7 protein-coding genes are annotated in these 22,046 nt (G+C 71.6%); 5 read left to right on the forward strand and 2 right to left on the reverse strand.

Features of this window, described 5'->3' with window-relative positions:
* Positions 1-1,477: metallophosphoesterase (locus D7Y15_RS33605; RefSeq protein ID WP_121755142.1), on the reverse strand; the 1,477-nt coding region annotated here is incomplete at its 3' end.
* 207 nt (positions 1,478-1,684) lie between these two features.
* Between D7Y15_RS33605 and D7Y15_RS33610 the strand changes: the two genes are divergently transcribed.
* The 3 genes from D7Y15_RS33610 to D7Y15_RS33620 all read left to right on the forward strand — a co-directional run bounded on the left by D7Y15_RS33610 (position 1,685) and on the right by D7Y15_RS33620 (position 2,677).
* The gene (locus tag D7Y15_RS33610) at positions 1,685-1,882 is read left to right on the forward strand and encodes a hypothetical protein (RefSeq protein ID WP_120580872.1); all 198 of its coding nucleotides are present in this window, start codon (positions 1,685-1,687) and stop codon (positions 1,880-1,882) included.
* Positions 1,883-1,958: 76 nt separating this feature from the next.
* Entirely contained in the window at positions 1,959-2,267 is a 309-nt protein-coding gene (locus tag D7Y15_RS33615) for a hypothetical protein (protein WP_121755143.1), read from the forward strand.
* Positions 2,267-2,677, forward strand: coding sequence for a hypothetical protein (locus tag D7Y15_RS33620; RefSeq protein WP_121755144.1), 411 nt, complete (start codon positions 2,267-2,269; stop codon positions 2,675-2,677). Before D7Y15_RS33615 ends, D7Y15_RS33620 begins: the two co-directional genes overlap by 1 nt.
* Before the next feature lie 80 nt (positions 2,678-2,757).
* Here the strand turns inward: D7Y15_RS33620 and D7Y15_RS33625 are convergent, their stop codons facing one another.
* Positions 2,758-3,711 (reverse strand): peptidylprolyl isomerase, encoded by a 954-nt coding sequence (locus tag D7Y15_RS33625; RefSeq protein WP_158629169.1) that lies wholly within the window; start codon positions 3,709-3,711, stop codon positions 2,758-2,760.
* Positions 3,712-4,129: 418 nt separating this feature from the next.
* Here D7Y15_RS33625 and D7Y15_RS33630 point away from each other — a divergent pair, with 418 nt between their 5' ends.
* Both D7Y15_RS33630 and D7Y15_RS33635 read left to right on the forward strand, forming a co-directional pair.
* Positions 4,130-4,804: a peptidyl-prolyl cis-trans isomerase gene (locus D7Y15_RS33630; protein WP_158629170.1), complete on the forward strand. Its 675-nt coding sequence runs from the start codon at positions 4,130-4,132 to the stop codon at positions 4,802-4,804.
* A 95-nt stretch (positions 4,805-4,899) separates the two neighbouring features.
* Positions 4,900-22,046, forward strand: a 17,147-nt coding sequence (locus D7Y15_RS33635; protein WP_148712932.1) for an Ig-like domain-containing protein, incomplete at its 3' end; no start/stop codon positions are given.

Genomic DNA, 22,046 nt, shown 5'->3' on the forward strand with positions numbered 1-22,046 from the left:
GGTCCTCACCCGTGCCGGGGTCGGTGCCAGGGTCGGTGGTCCCGTTGGACGTAACGGTGACCACGGTGGTGGCCGTCAGCGGGGCGGCGCCCTGGACGGTGGCCTTGGCCGTCACGGTGTAGGTGCCGGCCTGGGCGAAGACGTGCTGGACCTGGGGGCCTTCGGCGGTGGCGCCGTCGCCGAAGTCCCAGGTGACGGTGGCGCCGGACTGGGAGGCCGTCGCGGTGAACGAGGCCGTGTGGGGCGCGGCGCCGCTGGCGGTGTTGACGGCGACGTTCAGCGTGCCCTGGGGCTGCTCGGGCTGCGAGGGCAGCGTCTTGGAGAGGGTGAACGAGTCCAGCGTGCCGCCGTCCGTCTTCACGAGCTTCGCGGTGAGGTTGCCCTCGACGACGTCCACGTCGAGGAAGCCATGGGCCGCGTCGTCGCGGATGACGCTCCAGGAGGGGCGCGACGTGGCGAACGTGCGCAGGGTGGCGCCGCCGCCGCCGACGACGAGGTAGGGGATGCCCGTCTCGTTCTTGCCGGCCTCGGCGTCACCGAGCATGGGCTTGCTGCGCTCGTAGTCGTGGTCATGGCCGGTGAGGACCAGGTCCACGCCGTACTTCTCGAACAGGGGGCCGAACTGGCGGCGCATGGTGAGCTGCGAGCCGTGCTCGCCGCTGGACCAGGACGGGTGGTGGAAGAAGACGACCTTCCACGGCTGCGTGGTGGCGGCCAGGTCCTTCTCCACGAACGCCTTCTGAGCGGCGAGCGTGCACTTGCTCGCGGACGCCAGGCCCACGGCGCAGTTCGAGTCGATGGACACGAAGTGCACGTGTCCCCAGTCGAACGAGTAGTAGCGCTCCGAGCCCTCCGCGTTGTTGGTGGGCAGGTAGAGGTTGTCCAGATAGGGCTGGGCCTCGTTGGTCACGTACTCGTGATTGCCGGGCGTGGCGAACATGGGCACCTGCGCGAGCAGGGCGGCCATGGGGGTGAAGAGGTTGGTCTGGAACTCGGTCTCGGTGCCGGACGCGTAGGCGTTGTCACCCAGGGCGACGAAGAGCTCCGGCTTGTTGGTGAGCATGGAGGCGGCGACCTTCTTCTGATCGCTGCCACCGGTGCCGAAGTCGCCCACGGCGGCGAAGTGCACGCGCCGCGTGCCGGGCACGGGGGCGGTGGTGAACGCCTTCGCCGGGGTCGTCTCCCCGCAGCCGTCCACGGAGTACGTATAGGAGGTGGCGGGGGCCAGGCCGGTGAGGACCACGGCGTGGATCTTCGCGGTGGCCGAGGACTTCACCGTCTGGCTGGTGTTGCCCACGCCGTAGCGCACCTGGGCGCTGGAGCAGTTCGACGACAGCCGGAACGCCACGGTGGCGGTGTCGGGGCCCACCTTCTGAAGGTAGGGATCACGCGGCAGGGCGAGCGCGTCACCCGAGGCGAAGCCCCCCACGAAAAGGGCAGCCAGGGCGGCGAGCGAAAGAGACTTCGTCCGGTCCATGAATCCTCCGGCCCGAGACATTCGGGACGGGGGCCCAACCGTTCATCGTTCAACGATCATCCGAAAATCAGGCGTTCGGGAGTAGGCAGGGGAGCGGGCGCCCGGTGTGGCGGAAAGACAGACGAACAGGCCTGCGTCGCATGTTTCAGGGAAGGCGGAACCGGGGGGCGCCTTGCGGCGTCCGGAGGCTGCGTTACCCCTGAAGACATGACCGAAGTCCACTCCCAGACCCGTGAGTACACCCTCCCCGAGGGCTGCCCCGTGTGCGAGTCGGACCTGCCGGTGCGGGTCACCGCGACCGGTCCGAACGCCGTCTGCACGCACTGTGGCTGGATGGGGCGCCCGTTCATCACGGTGACGTACGACGGCCTGCGCGTGTCGTACGACGACGCCGCGCGGGCCTGAGCGCCAAGCCTGCCTGTCAGGCAAGCTGAGCCTCCGACGACCCTTCCGGGTCGATACGGAGGCGGAGGCTCGCGCCATGGAAGAGGACCGGGCCGAGGTGCTGTCGAGACAGTCGAACGCGGCCGTGGTCCAGATGCCGGGCCGGAGTTTTCCGGGCGTGGTCATCCAAGGGGACTCGCTGCGGATCCTCCATGGCCTGGTGAAGGACGCGCAGGCGCTGGTGCCGCCCCCGTCCGGAGCTGATGCCGACGAGGATCATGCGAGCGGCCTCCTGGAGGAAGCCGAAGGACTCCTCCGGGACTACCTGACGGCGTACGAGTCCGTCTTGAAGGCCCATGGGATTCCGCTGCCGTACGTCGAACCCGTGAGTGCTCCGGAGGACTGATGCCGGCGACGCGGGTGGAACAGACCGTCTGTGGGGATTGCGGCCGCGAGGTGGACCTGTACGGCGGACAGTCCGCGATGGACGGCCTCCGGTACTGGGCTGCCTACCGGTGCGGGCACTGCGGCGGTCAACTGGAGATGGATGGCATCGGGATACCGCCGGAGTCATTCCGTCAGGCCCTGCTCCGGGATGAGGGAGCGTGGGGCCTGAACGTCCAGGCATCAGGCGCTCACGCGGTGCTGGCCTTGAAGTGTCTGCGGGCGGAGTTGGGACTCACCCTTGCGGATGCGGGCGCACTGAAGGCCCGGATCCCCGGCACCGTGAGGGAAGGGACCCGTGCGGAAATGGAGTGGTTGAAGCAGGTGCTGGACGCGAAAGGTGTCACATCCTCCGTGGTGCGATGCGGATAGGACTCGTCCAATGGGAGACGCCGCTCGGCTCAAGCTGGGTGAACAAAGACAATCGCCAGCGGCGTCCCTGGATGGGCTGTCTATCGCGGCGCCGCCTCGGCCTGCCCCGGGCGGGGCGCGGGCTTCACGCCTGCCTCCGGGTTCACCTTCGCGAGGACGTCCTCGTTCACGTCCACCTTCGTCTGGGTCCGCAGCTTCTCGACCAGGGCCTCCAGCGCCTTCGACCGGCGCTCCGCTCCCAGACGTTGCATGATGCGAGGCTTTGCCTGTTCGAACGTCTGCTCATGCCCCACCTGACGTGCCTGCAACATCAGGAGATGGACGCCCGCATCGGTTTCGACGGGGGCTGACAGCTGGCCCACCGCCTTCATGTTCCACGCGGACTCCGCCAGCGCCTCGCCCCCCAGGGCCGTCAATTCCTCTCGCGTGTGGAAGCCCAGGTCTCCACCCTGTGCCTGGGTCGCCGTGTCCTGGGAGTGCGCACGCACCGCCGTGTCGAACGCGCGCGGCACATTGCTTTCCTTCCGCACCTCCGTCGCCAGCTTCACCGCCTGCGTCAGCGCCTTCTGCCGCTCCGGCGTGCCCCGGGGCGCCTTCAACACGAGCTGGCTGATTCGGACGCGCTCCGGCTTCACGAACTCCGCGAGGTTGGCGTCGTAGAAGGCTTTCGCGTCCGCGTCGCCCACCACCGCCTCCGCGGACTCCGTCTGGGATTTCACCAGCTGCTGCACCATCACCTTCTCAAGCATCGCCCGGACCTCGGGGTCCGACTCCAGCCCGCGGCGCTTCGCCTCCTGGACCAGCAGTTCAAAGCGAACAAGATTGTCTAGAAATTCCTTCTTCTTCTCCGGAGTTCCGTAGCGCGCCCTGACAAAGGCAGGCTGTTCCGCCAGCTTCGCCTCCAGCTCCGCCTGGGTGATTTTCGTCTCCCCCACGCGGGCTACGACAGAATCCGTCACTGCCGGGGTCGAGGCTGACTTCTCCTTGCCGCAGGCACTCACTCCCAGGGACAGCCCCAACACTGCCAGTCCCATCCACCTGAACTTCCGACCCATCGAAATCTCCACGGTCCAGCTGCCCCCGGACGCGGTGCCCGCGCCATTGAATGTCACCCTGTCCGTTATCCTACAGCTGCTTGTGATCAATGGTCGAACTGGAGTATTTCCAGCCGCCTCGGGGAAGCGGACATTGGACGGCATGGGACATCAGCGGGGCTCTGGAGTTTGGCTGTCAATTTCCTCGCTGCTCCTGTCCCTGGCGTGCGGCCGGGCAGGCACCCACGAGCCCGCCTCCACGGCTGGCACGGCTCCCGTCGTGGCGCGCTTCGATGGCGGCGTGGTGACCCAGGACGAGGTTCTGCGCGAGAGCCAGCGGCTCCCTCCCAACCTTCGCGAACGTTTCGAGACCGGTCCGGGACGTCAGGAATTCATTCGTTCCCTGGTTGATAAGCGATTGCTGTTCCAGGAGGCCACTCGCCGGGGCATTCCCCAGGACGAGGAGATCCGCCGCCAGGTGCGGGAGCTGGAAGAGCGGCTGAGCATCCAGGCCCTCCTCGCCCAGGAAGAGAAGGCCACTGCCGCCCCCACGGAGGCGGAGGCGCGCGCCTTCTATGAGGGCCACCTCGAACGCTTCGCGCAGCCGGAGCGGCTCCGCCTGGCCCGGGCGTGGGTGATGGTCCCTTCGGGCAGCGGTCGCCCGGTCTGGGAGCAGGCACGCCAGCGCGCCGAGTCCCTGCGAAAGCGGCTGCTCGCGGGCGAGCCGGTGGCGAAGGTCGCGGCCTCGGGGGATGGCCCGGAGCGTGCGCGAGGCGGGGAGTGGGGGCTGCTGGCGCGGGGCGAGTTCGGGAACGCGGAGCTCGAGAAGGCCGCGTTGGCGCTGAACCGCCCGGGTGCCGTCTCCGCGGTGGTGCAGGACGCGACGGGCGTGGGCGTGCTGGTGCTGCAGGAGCGCCGTCCCGCGCGCGTGCCTCCCTTCGAGGAGGTTCGCGAAGCGGTGGCCGGGCAGATGGCGCCGGGGGCCCAGCGGCGCGTGTTCGAGCAGCTCCTGACGCGGCTTCGGGCCGCGTCGTCCGTCCAGTTGTCGGACGGGACCGGATCCCCGGCGGGGACTCCGGACGTGAAGCCTTGATGGGGCGTGGTGGGTGGCGGGGCCTTGCCTTCGGGCAGACGGTCCGGGTCGAGCGGTCTTCGTTGGAATGAGGGGGAGCGGTGCTCCTTGAAAACATGAAGCGGTGCCTGACGCTGCTGGCGCTGGTGACCGGGCTCATCGTCGCGGGAAACGCCCAGGCACAGACGCGCGTGGCCGCTGTGTTCCCGCTGATGCCGCTGCGGCCCGGAACGAGCGCCCTGGACCTGGGGTTCACGACCACCGGCGTCGTCACCCAGCTGCGCGTGGCGGTGAAGGCGACGTCCGCCACCCAGGGCACCCTGGTGGACGTCCATGACGTCGTGGTGGAGCAGGACCTGGCCGGCGCCGTGCCCTTCCACGTCCGGGTGCCGCTGCGGCGCGCGCTCCCCCCGGATGCCGTGGTGGACATCGACGCCGCCCCGGCCAGCGGTGGGACGGGAGAACCCCAGCACGCGCATTTCGACCTCTCCAGCGCCCCGCCGGTCCTTCCGGCCGGCTCGGTGCGGGTGAACGCCAGCGCGGACCTGTCCCATCTGGTGGTGGTGGTGACCGCGCAGGGACCCGTGTCCCATGCGGAGCTGACGCTCGTGGGCGCTTCCGTGGAGGCGCTGCGCAGCGTTCACGGCAGCCTCAGTGACGCGGAGGCCGTGGCGTTCGCCAGCGTGCGCCGTCAGGTGGGCCGTCCCCAGACCCAGGGCTCCAGCCAGATCCAGTTCGTCGTCCCCCTGTTGGGTGACGTCCAGGTCCCCGCGGATGGCGTCGTCGTGGCGGACATCGCCGTGCATGATCCGTATGGCCGGGTGGTGAATGGCTCCGCCGTGGAGTTCACCAGCGGCCGGGCGTTTGATCCGCTCGTCGCGCTGTCCGTGACCCCCTCGCCGCTGCTTTTGTCTGGTGGCTACGGCTCCACCGTGCCCGTGCGGGTGACGGGGCACTTCTCGCTCGCGGGCGACGTGGACCTCAGCGGCGCGCTCCAGGGCGTCACCTACGCGTCGTCCAATCCCTCCGTGTTCGTGGTGTCCTCCGAAGGCCGCGTCCAGGCTCGCTCGGACGGCACCGCCCAGCTCACCGCCACCTTTGGTGGGCTGACCGCCACCGCCACGGTGATGGTGGACTCGGGCGCGGACCTGGCCAGCGTGGCCGTGCTGCCCGCCAGCCCGCAGGTCGCGCGGGTGGGGGGCACGACGGCGCTGCGCCTGGAGGGCACCCTCACCGGAACGCCCGTGCGGCACGTGGACCTGTCCGCGGGAGCGCTGGGGACTCAGTGGTCGTCCGCGAAGCCGGACATCGCGACGGTGGACCGCGACGGACGCGTGACCGGCGTTCGCCCCGGCGTGGCGCGCATCCTCGCGACCCACGAGTCGTTCCAGGCCTTCGCCGATGTCGAGGTGAAAGACGGCGCTCCCACGGTTCGACTCTCCGTCCCGTCCACGGTGGTGGCCGGCACCGCGTTCGACCTCACGGCCGTGGCCACCGACGACATCGGGGTGGCATCCGTCGAGTTCCTGGTCAACGGCGTACCCGCCGGCAAGGACACGGAGGCGCCCTACACCCTGCGCATCCAGGCGCCTCCTTATGGTGGCGCCACGCTCACCCTGGCCGCGGCCGTGACGGACACCGGGGGGCAACGGGTGGTGGGCCCGACGCAGAGCGTGACGGTGGCGGGGACCCCCGCGCCCAGCAAGCAGCCCGTCGTCATCGAATTGCCCGCGCCCGGTGCCATGCTGGTGCAGGGCCTGCCCCAGGTGCTGCGCGTCACCAGTGGCGCCTGGCCGTCAGGCACCCTGTCCACCGAGGACTTCCAGGTGGCGCGCTTCTACCTGGATGACGCCTTCGCGGGTGCAGTGGACCTGCCGCGCGTGGAGGTGCGGGAGCACCCCGAGACCCACGCACCCATCCCGGTGCCCCTGTGGGAGATGACCTTCACGCCGCGCCAGGGGACCGCCGGCTCCAGCGTGGCGCTGCGCGTGGAGGCCCTGGACCGCGCGGGCGCGCTGGTGCGCTCGGAGACGCTGCTCGTTCGCGTGGTCGCGGACGCGCCGCCGCTGCTCACCGTGACGCAGCCTCGTGGCACCACCGCCAACGCGGTGGTGGGCGTGCCCTTCCACGTCTCCGGCACGGTGGGCGACGACGGCATGGCCTTCGGCACCCAGGTGTCCCTGCGCGTGGCCGGGACGACCGTCGCGTCGACGCGGCTGACCAAGGCAGGGGGCGGTGGCACCTCCTCGGGCAGTGACTTCTTCGACCTGTCCTGGACGCCGGTGGCGGGTGACCTGGGCCGTTCGCGGCAGGTGGAGGTCGTGGCCATCGACAGCGCCGGCCAGCCCTCGCGCTACGCGTTCACCGCCACCGTCGTCGCGGACGCGCCTCCCAAGAACCTCGTCATCCTTTCGCCCGCCTTCCAGTCCACCCAGGTCGGTGGCAGCACCGTGACGCTGACCGCCCAGGTCGAGGACGAGCAGCCGGACAAGGTGGAGGTGCGTTGGTTCGTGGGCGGCGTGGCGGTGGGCCTGTCGACGAAGGCGCCCTATGCCCTGGCGTACACGCTGCCGGGCGTGGCGCAGTCCACGGTCCTGAAGATCGCCGCCGAGGCTCGCGATGTCGCGGGGCTCACCACGCTGAAGGAGAGCGAGGTGTTCGTCGTTCCGGACGCCGTGCCGCCCTCGGTGTCCTTCGTCGTGCCCAAGGCCCCCGCGAAGGTGACGGAGCAGCAGGACCTGCTCGTTTCCGTGGCGGGCCTGGACGACGTGGACGTGGTCAAGGCGGAGCTCCTCCTGGATGGCAACCGCATCCTCCTGGACGAGTCTCCGGGGGAGAACGGCGGCGTGCGGGGCTCGTTCGTCACCCACGCCGTGGTGCCGAAGAGCGCGCTGGGCGCGGCGGGCAGCCACCACGTGCTGACCGCGCGGGCCTGGGACTCGTCCGGCAACCTGGGAGCTGCGCCCCAGGTGCAGGTCGAGGTGACGGCGGACGGTGCACCGCTGGTGTCGTTCCCGCCGCTCACGCCCACGAAGGCCACGGTCGGGACGACGGTGGATGTGTCCGTGGTGGCCAGCGACGACGTGGCGGTGACGTCCGTGAAGCTGCTGCTCGACGGTCAGAGCCTGGGCGAGGCCATGGTGCCCCCGTACCACTTCGCCTTCACGGCGACGGGGCCCGCGCGCAAGGCGACGCTGGTGGCGCGGGCTTCGGACGGCACGCACGTCACGGAGGCCTCCAGGGAGCTGGACATCGTCGGGGACAGCCAGCCGCCCATGCTCACCTTCCGCTCGCCCGCGCCGGGTGCGCCGGTGTTCGCGGGCCGGACGCTCGACGTGGTCGTCGCCGCCCTGGACGACGTGGAGGTGACGCAGGTGGAGTTGTGCGCGCAGGGCAACTGCGTCACGCGCACCACGGGCACCACGGAGGGGCTCTACCAGGTGTACCGCTGGACGGTGCCGGTGGCGGCCAACCTGGAAGGCCAGACGCTCACCCTGAGGGCCGAGGCCAAGGACTCCTCCAACCTCACCACCGTGCGCGAGCTCCCGGTCGCGGTGGTGAAGGACCAGGCGCCCGTGGTCACCCTCGTCGCCCCCGCCGCAGGCACGCCCTACAAGGAGGGCGAGGACGTCCGGCTGATGGCCACCGTGGGCGACGATGACGGCGTCGTCGCATTCGTGGGCCTGTCGGGCGGCGTGCGTCAGGGCCCGCTGCCGTTGTCGGGGCCGCCGCTCGTCCTCTCCGGACAGCAGACCCTCGTGGTCCAGGCGCCCATCATCAGCAAGGGCGCGCAGCCATCCGTGGGCATCGAGGCGAGCGACACGGGGGGCCAGACGGGCAAGGCCGAGGTGCACCTGGACGTGCGCGCGGACACCGAGGCTCCCTCCGCGGTGCTCGTGGCCCCGCTGTCGCCGCAGGGCAACACCCTCACCGTGAAGCGCGATGGGGCCCTGGGCCTGCGCGTGGAGGCGGGCGACGACGTGCGCGTCGCGCGGGTGGACGTGGAGGTGCGCCGCAACGGCCTCGTGGTTTCGGGTGTCGGCGGTGACAGCGTGCTCGCGTCCAAGGACGGGCGCTATGAGGAGACGCGCACGCCCAACCCGCTCGCGCCCGGGGAGATCCTCGTCAGCCGGCGGTACCTGGCCAGCTTCGAGGGCACGCTCAGCCTGAAGAACCTCGCCGCGGGGACCGATTACACCCTGGTGACCCGGGCGGTGGATCCCGCCGGGAACACCACGGCCACCGCGCCCCTGGCCTTCCACATCGTGGAGGCGCAGGACACGGAGGCTCCCGTCCTGGCCCTGTCGCTGGAGGGAGCGCCCTCCGACAAGACGTGCGTGGCGGGTTCCTCTGTCACGCTGAAGGCCCAGGCTCGCGACGACGGCAAGCTGGCGTCGCTCACCGTCAAGGCGGATGGCACGGCCCTGACCGTCGCGCCCTTCGAGCCCGTGGCGTCCCTGACGCGCACGTGGCCGCTGACGCTCCCCGCGCTGGGTTCCTTCGGCCCCCGGACCTATACCTTCACGGCCCAGGTGACGGACGCCGCGGGACGGACCACCCATGCCTCGCTCTCGTGCGAGCTGGTGGCGGACGTGGCCCCGGTGGTGCGCTGGTCGCAGCCGGCCGCGAACGCCGCGCTCCTGGAGGAAGCGGCGCAGACCGTCCAGGTGGAGGTGGAGGAGGACACGGGCCTCGCGGCCGGGTGGCTGGTGGGCTCGACGCGCGCCCTCGCGGGCTTCCTGGGCAATGGCCACTTCGTGCTGCCCACGCCCAACGCGAGCGGAACCGCGCGGGGGGCCGCCGTGGCGCTGGAGTTCGGCTCGGCCCAGCGCTTCGCGCTCCAGGCTGGCGCGACGGGATTGGACGTGGAGCCGCCCGCGACCGGCCTGCTTGGCGCGGCGCCGCGCCGGCTGGTGCTGTCCGTGGGGCCCTCGGCGGTGGACGGCTTGCGTGCCGAGGTGCGCTACCGCTTCACCGTGACGCCGGGCATGGAGAACGATGCCCTGCTCCAGTCCTTCCTGGCCGCGAACCCGGGCGGACGCCGGCAGGTGGACCTGACCTCCGCGTCGCGTTGCGGGGGCGTGCAGGACGGTCCCTTCTGCGTCGATCTGATGTTCCCCGCGGCGCTGGACATGGAGGAGGTCCAGGTGTCGCTGCGGCCCATCCAGTCCGGGGGCGCGATGCCGGCCGTCACGGAGGTGGGCGTGCGCTACGAGGGCGCTTCCGCCCAGGTCCGTGCCGTGGTCTCCGGTGAGCGGCTGACCGTGCAGCCCTGGAGCATGGCGGTGACGCCCGGCAGGGTCTTCTCCGCGCAGACGAAGTACCGGCTGCCGGAGGGCTGGAGCCCGGATCCGGTGCAGCTCACCGTGGCGGTGAAGGACCTGGCGGGAGCGCTGACGGTCCAGGGCCGCGCGTTCCAGGCCGCGCCGGACACCGTGGGGCCGTCGGTGCGCATCGTGCAGCCGGTCAGCGGGACGTCCCGCGTGGAGAAGGAGGCGTTCTCCGTCCAGATTGAAGCCGCCGACAACGTGGACGTGCGCCGCGTGGAGTTGCTGGTGGACGGCGTCAGCCGTGGCGTGCGCGAGGGCGTGCGCCTGGGGACCGTGTACTTCCCCCTGAGCATCCCGACGCCCACCACCGGAGCCCCGCTCCAACTGGTGGCGCTGGCGGAGGACCGCTCCGGCAATGCCTCCGTGTCGCAGACGGTCTACCTGGAGATCCGCCCGGACGCGCCGCCGACGGTGGCCCTGTCCCAGATGGAGTTCACGTTGCCCAACGGCGCGCCCGAAGGGGGCAATCGCATCTCCGAGACGGAGCTGCGCAGCGGCTACGTGCGCGTGCTGGAGGATGTGCCGCACAAGGTGAGGGTCGTGGCCGCGGACGACGTGGGCCTGGCGAAGGTGCAGGCCTGGTACGACGACGTGGAAGTCCTGACGAACGTTCCCGCCGCGGGCACCAAGAGCGCGTCCCACACCGTGTCCTTCACGCCGCGGCGCAAGGCGGGCGGCGCGCCCGGACTGCTGCGGGTGCTCGTCACGGATTCGAAGGGCTTCCAGCAGCAGGCGCGGGTCCTGGTGGAGGCGCAGGCGCCTCGTGCGCCGGCCATCGCCATCGCGACGCCGACGCCCGGCATGACGCTCACCGAGGGCAGCGTGTCGCTGGTGCTCTCCGCGGTGGCGGGTGACGACACGGGCGTGGGCAGCGTGGAGTTCTTCATCAACGGCAAGTCCGCGCTGACGGTGTCGCGCGCGCAGGCGCGCAGCATCCAGGCGGATCCGGCGGATGGCTCCCCCGACAGCGTGCCCCTGGCGTACGACCCCACGCTGCGGGACGCGGCGGCGACCCTGGCCGCGCCCTTCAACGACGTGTCCCGGCTCAAGGAGTTCCAGGGCCGCGTCTGGCTGCCGCCGGGCTTCGTGAAGCGGGATCCGCTGAACCCGACGCGGCTGGTTGTCCGCGCGGTGGCGCGGGACCTGGAGAACCACACCACCGGTGTCGAGCACGGCGTGGTCGTGGTGGCGGACACCACGCCACCCGAGGCCATCGTCCTGCGCCCGTCGCTCGGGCAGGACCTGGTGGAGGGCAGCCCCGTCGTCATCGAGGCGATGGGCCTGGACAACGTCTTCGTCCAGGAGGTGGAGATCCTCGTGGGCCCGCACCTGGGTGCCCTTCAGACGGTGCGCCGCGCGGGTGGCTTCACCCCGGAGAGCGCCGTCGTCCAGGAGGGCTACGGCCTCTCCAGTCCCGTGGTGCGCACGGAGTTCACCGCGCCGCGCCTGAGCGAGCTGGGCGCCGGGGACTCCGCGCCGTACTTCATCGTGGTGCGCGTGCGGGACTCCGCTGGCAACATGAGCGAGGACGCGCTGCAGTTGGTGGACATCGTGAGGGATCAGCAGCCCGCGGTGTCGCTGCTGTCCCCGAGTGACGGCGCGTCCGTGGTCGAGGGAACGCCGGTCACGGTGACGGTGTCCGCCGAGGACGACGTGGCCGTCACGAGCGTGTGGCTGTCCGTCAACGACGCGGCCTACGGACTGGTGCTGCGCGCGCCGCCCTACGTGTTCAACGTCCCCGTGCCCGCGGGCGCCACGACGATGAAGCTGCAGGCGGTGGCCCGGGACTCCTTCGACCACGAGGTGCGAAGCCAGGTGGTCGTGGTGTCGGTGAAGCAGGACGCGCCGCCCACGGTGGCCATCGCCGAGCCGCAGAACGCCACCGAGGTCACGGAGGGGCGGGACTTCGCCTTCCTGGTGGCCGCGCAGGACGACGTGGGCGTGCAGTCCGTGGAGGCCACCGTGGAAGGAGGCCTGGGCGGGACGCTGCGCTTCGTCAGCACCAGCGCGCCCCACCGCTTCCGGGTGCCGCTGCCGCCCGGCTCCGCGGGACGGACGCTCACCCTGAGCGCCAGCGCCCGCGACACCGCCCAGAAGCAGGCGCTGGCGCCGGTGGTGACGGTGCAGGTGGTGGCGGACACGACGCCGCCGACGCTGAGCTTCCTCACGCCGGCGGACAACTCGGAGATCACCGCCGGGCAGCTGCTGCGCGTGGAGACCACCGCGGACGACAACGTGGCCGTGGTGCGCGTGGACTTCAAGCTCAACAACGCGCTGTACGCGACCATGCCCGCCGCGCCCTACGCCTTCACCTACCGGGTGCCCGCGAATCTGGCGGGAACGGACCTCAAGCTCGAAGCCATCGCCACCGACACGTCCGGCCTCTTCGTCAGCAAGACGCGGACGGTGAAGGTGAAGGTGGATGCCCTGCCGGAGGTCGCGATGGTACCGGCGGGCCGGTTGGTGGTGGGCCGGCCGACACCGCTGGGCGCGACCGCGTCGGACGACGTCGCCATCGCCAGCGTGGGCTTCCATGCCTCGCGCGCGGGCGGGAACGAGATGGAGGTCGGGCGGCGCAACCAGCTGCCCTACGAGATCGTCTACGTGCCGCAGCCGGAGGAGTTGGGCCAGACGGTGGTGTTCCGCGCCCGGGCCGTGGACGTGGCGGGACAGGAGAAGTGGAGCCAGACGGTCTCCGCGGTGGTGGAGCCGGACTCGAAGCCCACGGTGGCCATCGTCCAGCCGGCCGCCGATACCGCCATCTTCGAGGGCGCGTCCCTGCGCATCGACGTCGACGCGCGCGACCAGGAAGCGCGCGTCAGCGCGGTGCACTTCTTCGTGGACGGCCTCAAGGTGGCCACGTCGAACGTCCCGGCGGGCTACGCCGGCAAGCCCACGGTGTTCTCCGCCACGTTCCAGCCGGACGTGGGCAGCGGCAACCGCTTCCTGACGCTCACGGCGGTGGCCGTGGACTCGGCGGGCCAGGAGACGACGTCCGCTCCCGTCCGTGTGGGCACCGTGCGCGACACCGTGCCCCCCGAGGTGGAGCTGGTGGATCCGCCCGCCTTCGACGTGGTGACGGAAGGCGTGCCGATGACGCTCTCCGCGGCGGCCGTGGACAACGCCCCCCCGCTGGCGCGCGTCGACTTCATGCTGGACGGCGGCGTCATCGCCTCCGACACGACGCCGCAGACAGGGCCGGCCAACCGTCCGCTGTACAGCGGCACGTGGACGCCGCCCACGGGCTTCGCGGGTGAAACGGCGACGTTCCACGCCGTCGCGTGGGACTCGTCCGACAACAAGGGCGTGTCGTCGCTGGAGACCGTGGAGCTGGGCATGGCGCCGGCGGGCCGGTTCATCCCGTTCCCGGGCAACATCACCCAGACGCTGCTGCGCGGGGGACCGGACCACCTGGTGCTCGTGGGCAAGCGCGGCGGACAACCCGTCCACCAGGCGGCGCTCACGCGTGTGGACCAGGGCACCACCACGTCCCTGGGCACCGTGGAGTTGGACGGTCCCGCGCGCGCGGCGGCCTTCATCGGCAACACCGCCGTCATCGCGACGGGCGCCTACGCGCCGGGCGGCAACCAGTCAGCGTCCTCGCCGCAGTTGACCGTTGTCGACCTGGCCAACCCGAACGTGCCCGGGAGGAAGGGGACGGTGGACCTGCCCGGGGAGGCCATTCACGGCGCCGCCGCCGCGGGCCACCTGGCCTTCGTGGCCAACGGCTCGGCGGGCGTGGCCGTGGTGGACATTGGCGACCCCATGACCCCGGTGCGGTTGAACACGCGCACCGTGGTGGGCACGGCGTACGACGTCGCCGTGAGCGGAGACCTGCTGCTGGTGGCGGCGGGGACGGGCGGCCTGCGCGTGCTCGACCTGCGCAGTCCGTCCCTGGTGCAGCGCGGCTTCGTGGCGCTGCCGGGCGAGGCCGTGCGGGTGGTGACCCAGGGGAGCCGGGCCTTCGTGGCGTGCCGTGACTCCGCCGCCACGCTCGCGGTGGTGGACGTGTCGAACCCGGCGGAGCCGCTCCTCCAGGCGCTGGTCCCGCACCGTTCGGCGCGCCAGGACCTCCTGGCCACCGGCCTGTCGGACGTGGTGGTGGAGGGCAACCTCGCGGTGGTCGCCGCCTCGCTGGTGAAGGGCACCACGCCCGTGAAGGGCCTGCTGACCGCCTCCGTGCTGGGCACGAACGGCACCGTCACGCCCTTCGTCCGGGCGAACCTGCCGAGCGCGGGCGGACTGACGCTGACGTCCGGCACGCCGGTGGCGCAGTTCGGGGACGAGGGCGGTGCCATCTACACGCTGCCCCGCTTCGTCGTCACCGGCGTGACGCCGCTGGACGGCACCCAGGGCGTGGCGGTGAGCGCCCCGGTCGCGCTGGAGTTCTCCTCGCCGCCCGAGGAGGGCGAAGTCACCGTGGACACGGTGATGCTGCGCGAGGCGGACCCCACGCTGGGCCGCCGGGTGCCCGTGACGCTGACGGCGTCCGGCCGGTCGGTGACGCTCACGCCCCTGTCCACCGAGCCCCTGAAGGTGTCCACGCCGTATTTCGTCGTCGTGACGTCCGCGCTGCATGACGTGGCGGGCAGGGTGCTCGCGAAGCCCTTCGTCTCCGGGTTCCGCACGCGCGCCACGATCCAGGACGCGCCCGTGGTGTCGAAGGTGGTGCCCGCGGCGGGTCCGCTCGGGGGCGGCTCGCGGGTGACGCTGACGGGAGCGCACTTCGTCACGGGCGCGAAGGTGTACTTCGCCGGGGCGGAAGGGCAGGCCGTGGAGGTGGCGGAGGACGGCGCGAGCCTCACCGTGACCACGCCCGCGCGGGAAGAGGGCCCGGCGCTGGTGACGGTGGTGAACCCGGACGGCGGCGAAGGGTCGCTCGTCGGCGGCTTCCTCTATCTGCCCATGTTGCAGGTCTCCTTCGTGGCCCCGGCGTCGGGGCCGCTGGCGGGCGGCACGCACGTGGAGGTGTCCGGCGCGGGCTTCCAGCGCGGCGCCACGGTGACGTTCAACGGCGTCGAGGCGACGGCCGTGCGCGTGCTGGCGCCCGGGCGGCTGGAGGCGGTGACGCCCCCTGGTGCCTTTGGTCCGGCGGACGTGGTGGTGACGAACCCGGACACGAAGCAGGCCTTCGCCGCGGGGGCCTTCCTCTACAGCCGGCTGGCCGTGTCGACGCGCATCGGGCGGTACGACCCCCAGACGGACGGGAGCCCCAAGCCCACTTACCGTCTGGCGAAGGGCGCTCCGCTCGCGGTCGTGGTGAAGGACGGGACGGCGTGGGTGCTGTCCGGGGCCCAGGTGAACACGCAGGGCCTGACCCCCACGGAGGTGACCGATACGAGCACGGCGGGCGGCCTGGGCGCGGTGGACGTGTCCCTGCCGCAGGCCGGGGTCGTGGGTGGCATCAACATCCTTGCTCCGTACGAGCCCGCGGCGCTGGCGGTGCGGGGCCACCACGCCTATGTGGTGGCCAACGCGCAGTCGCTGCCGTTCGTGGACATGGTGGGCGAGGGCGGTCCGTCGCTCCTGGCCTTCGACATCTCCAATCGCACCGGTCCCGAGGCGCGGGGAGTCGTGCCGTTCCCTGGCACCGCGCGGTCCATCGCGCTCGTGGGGGACCTGGCGCTGGTGGCGGCGGGTGACGGGGGCCTGTTGACCTTCTCCCTGGTGGACAAGGATCAGCCCCTGCTGCTCGGCGCCCGCACCCAGTTCCTGATGGCGGGCAGCAGCGCGCCCGTGAGCGTGGAGCAGGTGGCGGCCTGGGGCGACCGTGCGCTGGTGGAGGTGAAGCGCGGCAACGTCTTCAGCACCCTGCTGCTGGACCTGGCCCCGGCGGGCTACGCGGTCCTGGGCGAGCTGTCCGGTGAGTTCGGCGCCATGGCGATGCGCGACACCCAGGCCCTGTCCGCGTGGCGCACGCTGCGCACGACGTCCCTGGTCCCCACGTCGCGTCCGTACACGCAGGCGGTGGTGCCGCCGATGATGCGCGGCGGCCTGTTCGTCTCCGGCGCGCTGGGGCCGCAGGTGGCCGCGGCGGTGACTTCCTCCATCGGAATGACGGGCAGTCCCGCGTCGCTCCAGCTGGTGGAGGCCTCGGACCTGTCCACGCCCCGCACCATCGACGCCATCGACCTGTACCCGGCGACCCAGTTGTCCGACGTGGACATCGAAGGGGACGTCGCGGTGGTGGGCATCTCCGCGACGGAGAGGGGCAAGGCCCTGGACGGCCTGGCCGTGGTGCGCCTGCCGTTCCCCATGGTCGTGGCCTCCGTGCCTTCCGCGGGAGAAGTGGCGGCGCGGCCTTCCAGCGCGCTGCGCCTGACGTTCAACATGCCCGTGGAGCAGGGACCCTCCGCCGAGGTCCGGCTGGTCCTGCTGGATGGTTCCGCGAACGGCGCCAACGTCACCGTCAGCGTCGGGGGGATGGGCACGGATGAACTGACGATTTCGCCCTCCGGAGGGACCCTGGCGACGTCGCAGCGCTACCGGCTCACCGTGTCGGGCCTGCGCTCCCAGGACACCCAGGCGGCGATGCCCGGCGTCTACACGCTGGAGTTCGGCACGGCGAAAGTGGCCAATCCCTCGCCCATCAGCGTGACGTCGTTGACGCCGCGTCAGGGGCCCGTGGGCGGCGGCACCGAGGTGACCGTCGAGGGTACCGGCTTCGAGGCGGGCCTGGCGGTCCTGGTCAACGGACAGGAGCTGCTCCCCGCGAAGGTGACGCTCTCTGGTTCCACGCTGAAGTTGATCACACCCCCGGGAGCGGAAGGGGCCGCGACGCTGGAGATCCGCAACCCGTCTGGCACGCGCTTCGTGCTGCCCGGTGCGTTCGTCTACACGGCGGACCTGTCGCTGGTTTCCATCGCGCCCGCGCGCGGCCCCACCGCGGGTGGGACGCGCGTGGTGCTGACGGGCCATGGGTTCTCACCCACGGGCACCGTGAAGGTCTGCTTCAAGACGCTGACGGATTGCGTGAACGCCAAGGTGCTGGGGCTCAACACGCTGGAGGCCACCACGCCCAATGGGGCGCGCGGCACGGTGGACGTCTCCGTGGTGAACCCGGATGGCGTCCACGCCACCCTCCCCAATGCCTTCACCTTCGACCAGCCCACGGGCGCGTCGGTGGCCCTGGGCGGCACGCTGCGCGACGCGGTGGTGATTGGCTCCTATGCCTACGTGGTGGGCAGCACGGGCCTCACCGTGGTGGACATGTCCGGCCTCTACACCAAGGGCCCCAAGGCGGACGCGGGCATCGCCATCCCGCCGCAGCAGCAGGCGGAGCTGGTGGACGAGGACAAGCTGGGCGGCGATGACCGCATCGTCGGCTTCGAGTCGGCGGGGGACCTGTGGTCCGTGTCCTATCCGTCCACCGGAGGCACCCGCATCTTCGCGAGCGGCGTCCTGTCTCGCGACGAGGATGGAAACCCGAGGACGGGCGCGGTCTACGAGTTCGACGTCTCCAACCCCTTCCAGCCGAGGCGCGTGTCCACGCGCGCCATCCCGGGGGACGGCGTCTATGGCGTGGATGCGCGAGGCGACCGGCTGCTGGCCGCCGCGGGGACCGAGGGCTTCCACACCTTCGACATCTCGTACGCGCCCTTCCCGATCCGGAGCGACGCCTCGGCGCCGGGCGCCCAGGCGCTGTCCGTCGAAGGCGGGCAGGCTGCGGCGGGCGTGGGCACGCGCACGAGCGCGGGCACCGTCCAGAACGGACGGCTGCGGATGCTGTCCGTGGAAGGCCCCGTCACCCAACGGGGTGAGCTGGCGCTGAACGTGCAGCGCGTGCGCCTGCGCGGATCCCTGGCGGCGGTGGCCGCGGGGACCGAGGGACTCGTGCTCGTCGACGTGAGCGACCCGGCGCACCCCGTGCGCATGGGCGACATCGACGTGAAGGGCTTCGCGACGGACGTGCGGCTCGCGGGCGACCTGGCGTACGTGGCCGCGGGCGCGGCGGGCGTCGCGGTGGTGGACATCAGCGATCCGGCGTCGCCGCAGCTGCGCTACCACGTGACGGGCGCCCAGGCGGGCAGCACGTACGCCGCGGTGCTGACGCCGGGCGGCCGCGTGGTGAGCCTGCGCCAGCGCAACGGTTCGGGGGCGTGGTCGGTGGACTTCGGTCCCGGCACGGACCTGTCCGTGGTCAGCGCGAGCGTGGCGACGGGCGACGTCGTTCCGCTCGGCCTGCAGTCCGTCACGGTGGTGCTGTCGTCCACGGTGGACCCCACCTCCGCGCAGACCGCCTTCCAGCTCACTGCGGACGGCGTGCCGGTCCCCGGAACCCTGGCTGCCGGCGATGCGCAGCAGGCACTCAGCACGATGGTGTTCACGCTGGCGGCGCCGCTGCCTCCCGACGCGCAGATGCGGCTTGTGGTCGCGGACACGCTGCACAGCCGCGACGGGCGGTCGCTCGCCGCGCCGCTGCAGGTGGACTTCCGCACCGCCTTCGCGGAAGGGCCGGCGCCGGTGATTTCGCAGCTCGTGCCCCGCGTGGGCCCGGTGGCCGGCGGGGGCGTGCACCAGTTGCTGGGCGCGAACTTCGACGCCTCGTGTGAGGTGTTCATCGGCGGTGTTCTGGCGACGGTCGGCTCGCGCTCGTCCACGCGGATGGACGTGGTGGCCCCCCCGGGCGCACCGGGCCTCGCGGACGTGGTGGTGCGCAGCACGGCCACGGGCCTGAGCGCGCGTCGGTCGGGCGGCTACTTCTACACGCTGCCCCTGCAGGCGATGGCCGCGACGCCGCGCTTCCTGAATCCGCGCGGCGGCAGCACGGTGGAGGTGGAGGGCCAGGGCTTCTTGCCGTCCTGGGCGGATCCGCTCGGCCTGTCCACGCAGGTCCGGGTGCGCGGCATTCCCGCCACGCAGGTGGAGGTGCTGTCACTCACGCAGTTGAAGGCTGTCGCGCCGCCGGGCTCGTTCGGTGATGCGCCGGTGATGGTGCTGTCCTCCGACGGCGTGGAGCGCAGCGTGGCGACCACCACGCGCACCGGCTACGGCCTGCCGTACCTGGGCGAGGAGCCGGCGCTGGCGGTGCGGCCGCGGGCCCTGTCGCGCAGCCCGCTGTCGCCCTTCTACGTGTACTCGGCGGCGGGAGCGGCGGGCGCTGGCAACCTGTTCCCGCAGCCGTACCTGGGGGCGCTGACGGGGCAGGGGACGGTGCCGCAGTCCTACCGCGCCGTTGCCTACGACGTGCAACTTGCCGGTCGTCCGCGCGCCGCGGGCAACCAGATCGTCAAGGCGCCGGACGCCAGCGTGGACCTGGTGATGGCCATCCTCAACCACTTCGTGCCGGCCAGCACGCCAATGCCGGACATCGAGCTGATGCCCGACTCGCTGGACATCGCGCTGTCGGGACAGCAGCTGTACGTGGCCAGTGGCCTGAGCGGACTCGCGGTGCTGAACGGGACCGGCACGCTCCAGGTGAACGCCAACGGTGAGCTGGAGACGCTGGGCCTGCTGGGCCGGGCGAAGCTGTCGGGCAGCGGAGAGTTGCTCTCCACGCGCGTCATCCCCACGCCAGTGGGCGCCTGGGTGCTGGCCAACGGGTTGATGGATCCTCCGGACAGCCAGCCGCCTCCGACGTGCCAGCCCCAGAGGGATCAGGTGGGCGCGGACGGCAGGCTCTACCTGGTGGATACGCGTACGCCGACCGACCCGTTGCTCGTGACGCAGTCGGGAGGCGAGGGCTTCGAGCCGTACGGCGCGACGGTGGCGGACGGCCGCCTCTATGTGGTGACGGGCCAGCACCAGGGCGTGCGCTACACGCGGTGCGAGCCGAACCAGCCGCTGCCGCCCCTGCCGGACGTGTCCCTCAGGGGCGGTGCCCGGGGTGGTCAGCGCACGCTCTACAAGAGCAACGTGACCCCCAAGGGCTCGCTGCTCATCTACTCCTCGGCGGGCGCGGACGCGGCCGTGGTGGGGACGCTGCATGAGAACGGCAACCTCACGGACGTGGTGGTCCGCGACGGCGTGGCCATCCTCGCCTCGGCCGAGTTCGGCCTGACGTTCGTGGACGTGTCGAACCCGCAGTCCCCCTCGGTCATCACCCGCATTCCCTTCGACGAGGACCTGTCCAACACGCCCGGCGAGCCGCAGCGGCTTCGCCTGGTGGGCGACGTGCTGTTCGTGGCGGCGAACGCGGGTGGCGTCGTGATGGTGGATGTCTCCGACCTCCACCATCCGGAGCTGCTGAGCGGCGGCAACGTCGAGTCCGCCATGGACGTGCTGCCCGTGAGCGACCGGCTGATGCTGGCCGGAGGCTCGCGCCTGTATGAGCTGGAGACGCCGTTCATGCTCGTGACGGGAACGCAGCCCGCGCGGGGTGAGCTCGTGCCGCCGTCACTGCAGGAGCTGGTGGTCCGCATGAACCGCCCCGTGTCGCCTGGGAGCGTCACCGCGGACTCCGTGCGGCTGAAGGGGCCTCAGGGGACGAACGTGCCGCTGACGCTCTCCGTGCGCGACATCCCGGGGCAGATCGACTTCGCCATCGTCGCGGTGCCTCAGCAGCCGCTGCAGGCGGAAGCGCTGTACACGTTGGAGGTCGACACCTCCGTCACGGATCAGCGTGGCGGCGCGCTGCTGTTGCCGCTGCGCACGAAGTTCCAGACGGCGAAGGCCGGGGCGCGCGCGCCGCTCATCGCGTCGTTCTCCCCGTCCACGGTCTCCACGGCCGGGGGCGGAACGGTGACGGTGCACGGCCATGGGCTCGCGGGCGTGAACCGCGTGTTCCTGGGCTCGGGCGCGGAAGGCATCGTTGGCGACAAGACGGACACGACGCTGAAGGTGACGCTGCCGGCGCTGTCCGCGGGGCCGGTGGACGTGAGGCTCGTGGACGCAGGCGGCCCGGAGACCTTCTTCCCCGCGGGCCTTCTGGCCCTGGAGCCGCTGGCCAACAAGGCCGTCACCCTGAGCCCGAACCACGGTCCGGTGAGCGGTGGAACGCGCGTGCGGGTGAGCGTGGCCGGCAAGGCCGTGGCGCCCGGAACGACGGTCAAGGTGGGCGGAGTCGCTGGCGTGGACGTGGACATCCTCGACCTGTCCTCGCTGGAGTTCACCACGCCCATCAGCGATGCCGCGGGCCTGGCGCTCGTGACGCTGACGCGGCCGGAGGACAAGGATCCGCTGACGGGGGAGTCCGTGCCCGTCACCGTGGGGACCTTCTCCTATGACCTGCCCATTGGCACGACGCTGAGCCTGCCCGGGTTCCCCCCGCGCGAGGCGTCCGACATCAAGCTGGTGGGAGACAAGCTCTACGTCGGTGTCTCCACGCCGTCCCTGGCGGGCCTGGAAATCTTCGATGTCCGCCTGGAGGAGCGCCCCCTGCGACTGGGGGGCTTGAGCACCCCGTTGCCGGTGCGGGGCCTGGACGTGGCGGGCGCGCTGGCGCTCCTGGCCAATGACGTGGCGGGGCTCGCGGCGGTGGACGTGTCGCGTCCGGAGACGCCCTTCCTGGTGCGGCGGGTGGCCACGGATGGCATCGCTACGTCCGTGCGGCTGGAAGGCTCGCGGGCCTTCGTCACCACCGTGAACCCCACGGTGGCGGGCGGCAAGGTGCAGGTGTTCGACGCGGCGTCGCCCGGCCTGGAGCTCCTGGAGACGGTGCCGTTGGCGACGGGGCAGCTGGGGTCGGACGCGCTGGCCCTGGACCTGGGGCCGGAGCGTTTCTACGTCCTGACGTCCGACGTGGTGGGCACGCAGGGCAACGGGCTCGTGCTGTCCATCCGCGACCGCGCGGGGACCCTGTTGGGGCACATCAGCGTGGACACCGCGCTGACGCAGTTCGAGGATCTGGTGCGCAGCCGCGTGGTGGTGCGCTCGCAGCGCGCCTACGTGACCGCGGGCAAGCGGCTGCACGTGTTCGACCTCACGAATGAGTCCTCGCCGCAGCGGGTGCAGTCCACCGACCTGGGCGTGGACCTTGCGGGCCTGGGCTGGGT

The organism is Corallococcus sp. AB030 (genome assembly GCF_003668965.1).
In the GTDB taxonomy this organism is placed as follows: Bacteria; Myxococcota; Myxococcia; order Myxococcales; family Myxococcaceae; genus Corallococcus; species Corallococcus exiguus.

Excerpts from the sequence above, each read along its gene's own strand:
- D7Y15_RS33610 (WP_120580872.1), top strand. The coding sequence starts at position 1,685 with ATGACCGAAGTCCACTCCCAGACCCGTGAGTACACCCTCCCCGAGGGC.
- D7Y15_RS33615 (WP_121755143.1), top strand. The coding sequence starts at position 1,959 with ATGGAAGAGGACCGGGCCGAGGTGCTGTCGAGACAGTCGAACGCGGCC.
- D7Y15_RS33620 (WP_121755144.1), top strand. The coding sequence starts at position 2,267 with ATGCCGGCGACGCGGGTGGAACAGACCGTCTGTGGGGATTGCGGCCGC.
- D7Y15_RS33625 (WP_158629169.1), bottom strand. The coding sequence starts at position 3,711 with ATGGGACTGGCAGTGTTGGGGCTGTCCCTGGGAGTGAGTGCCTGCGGC.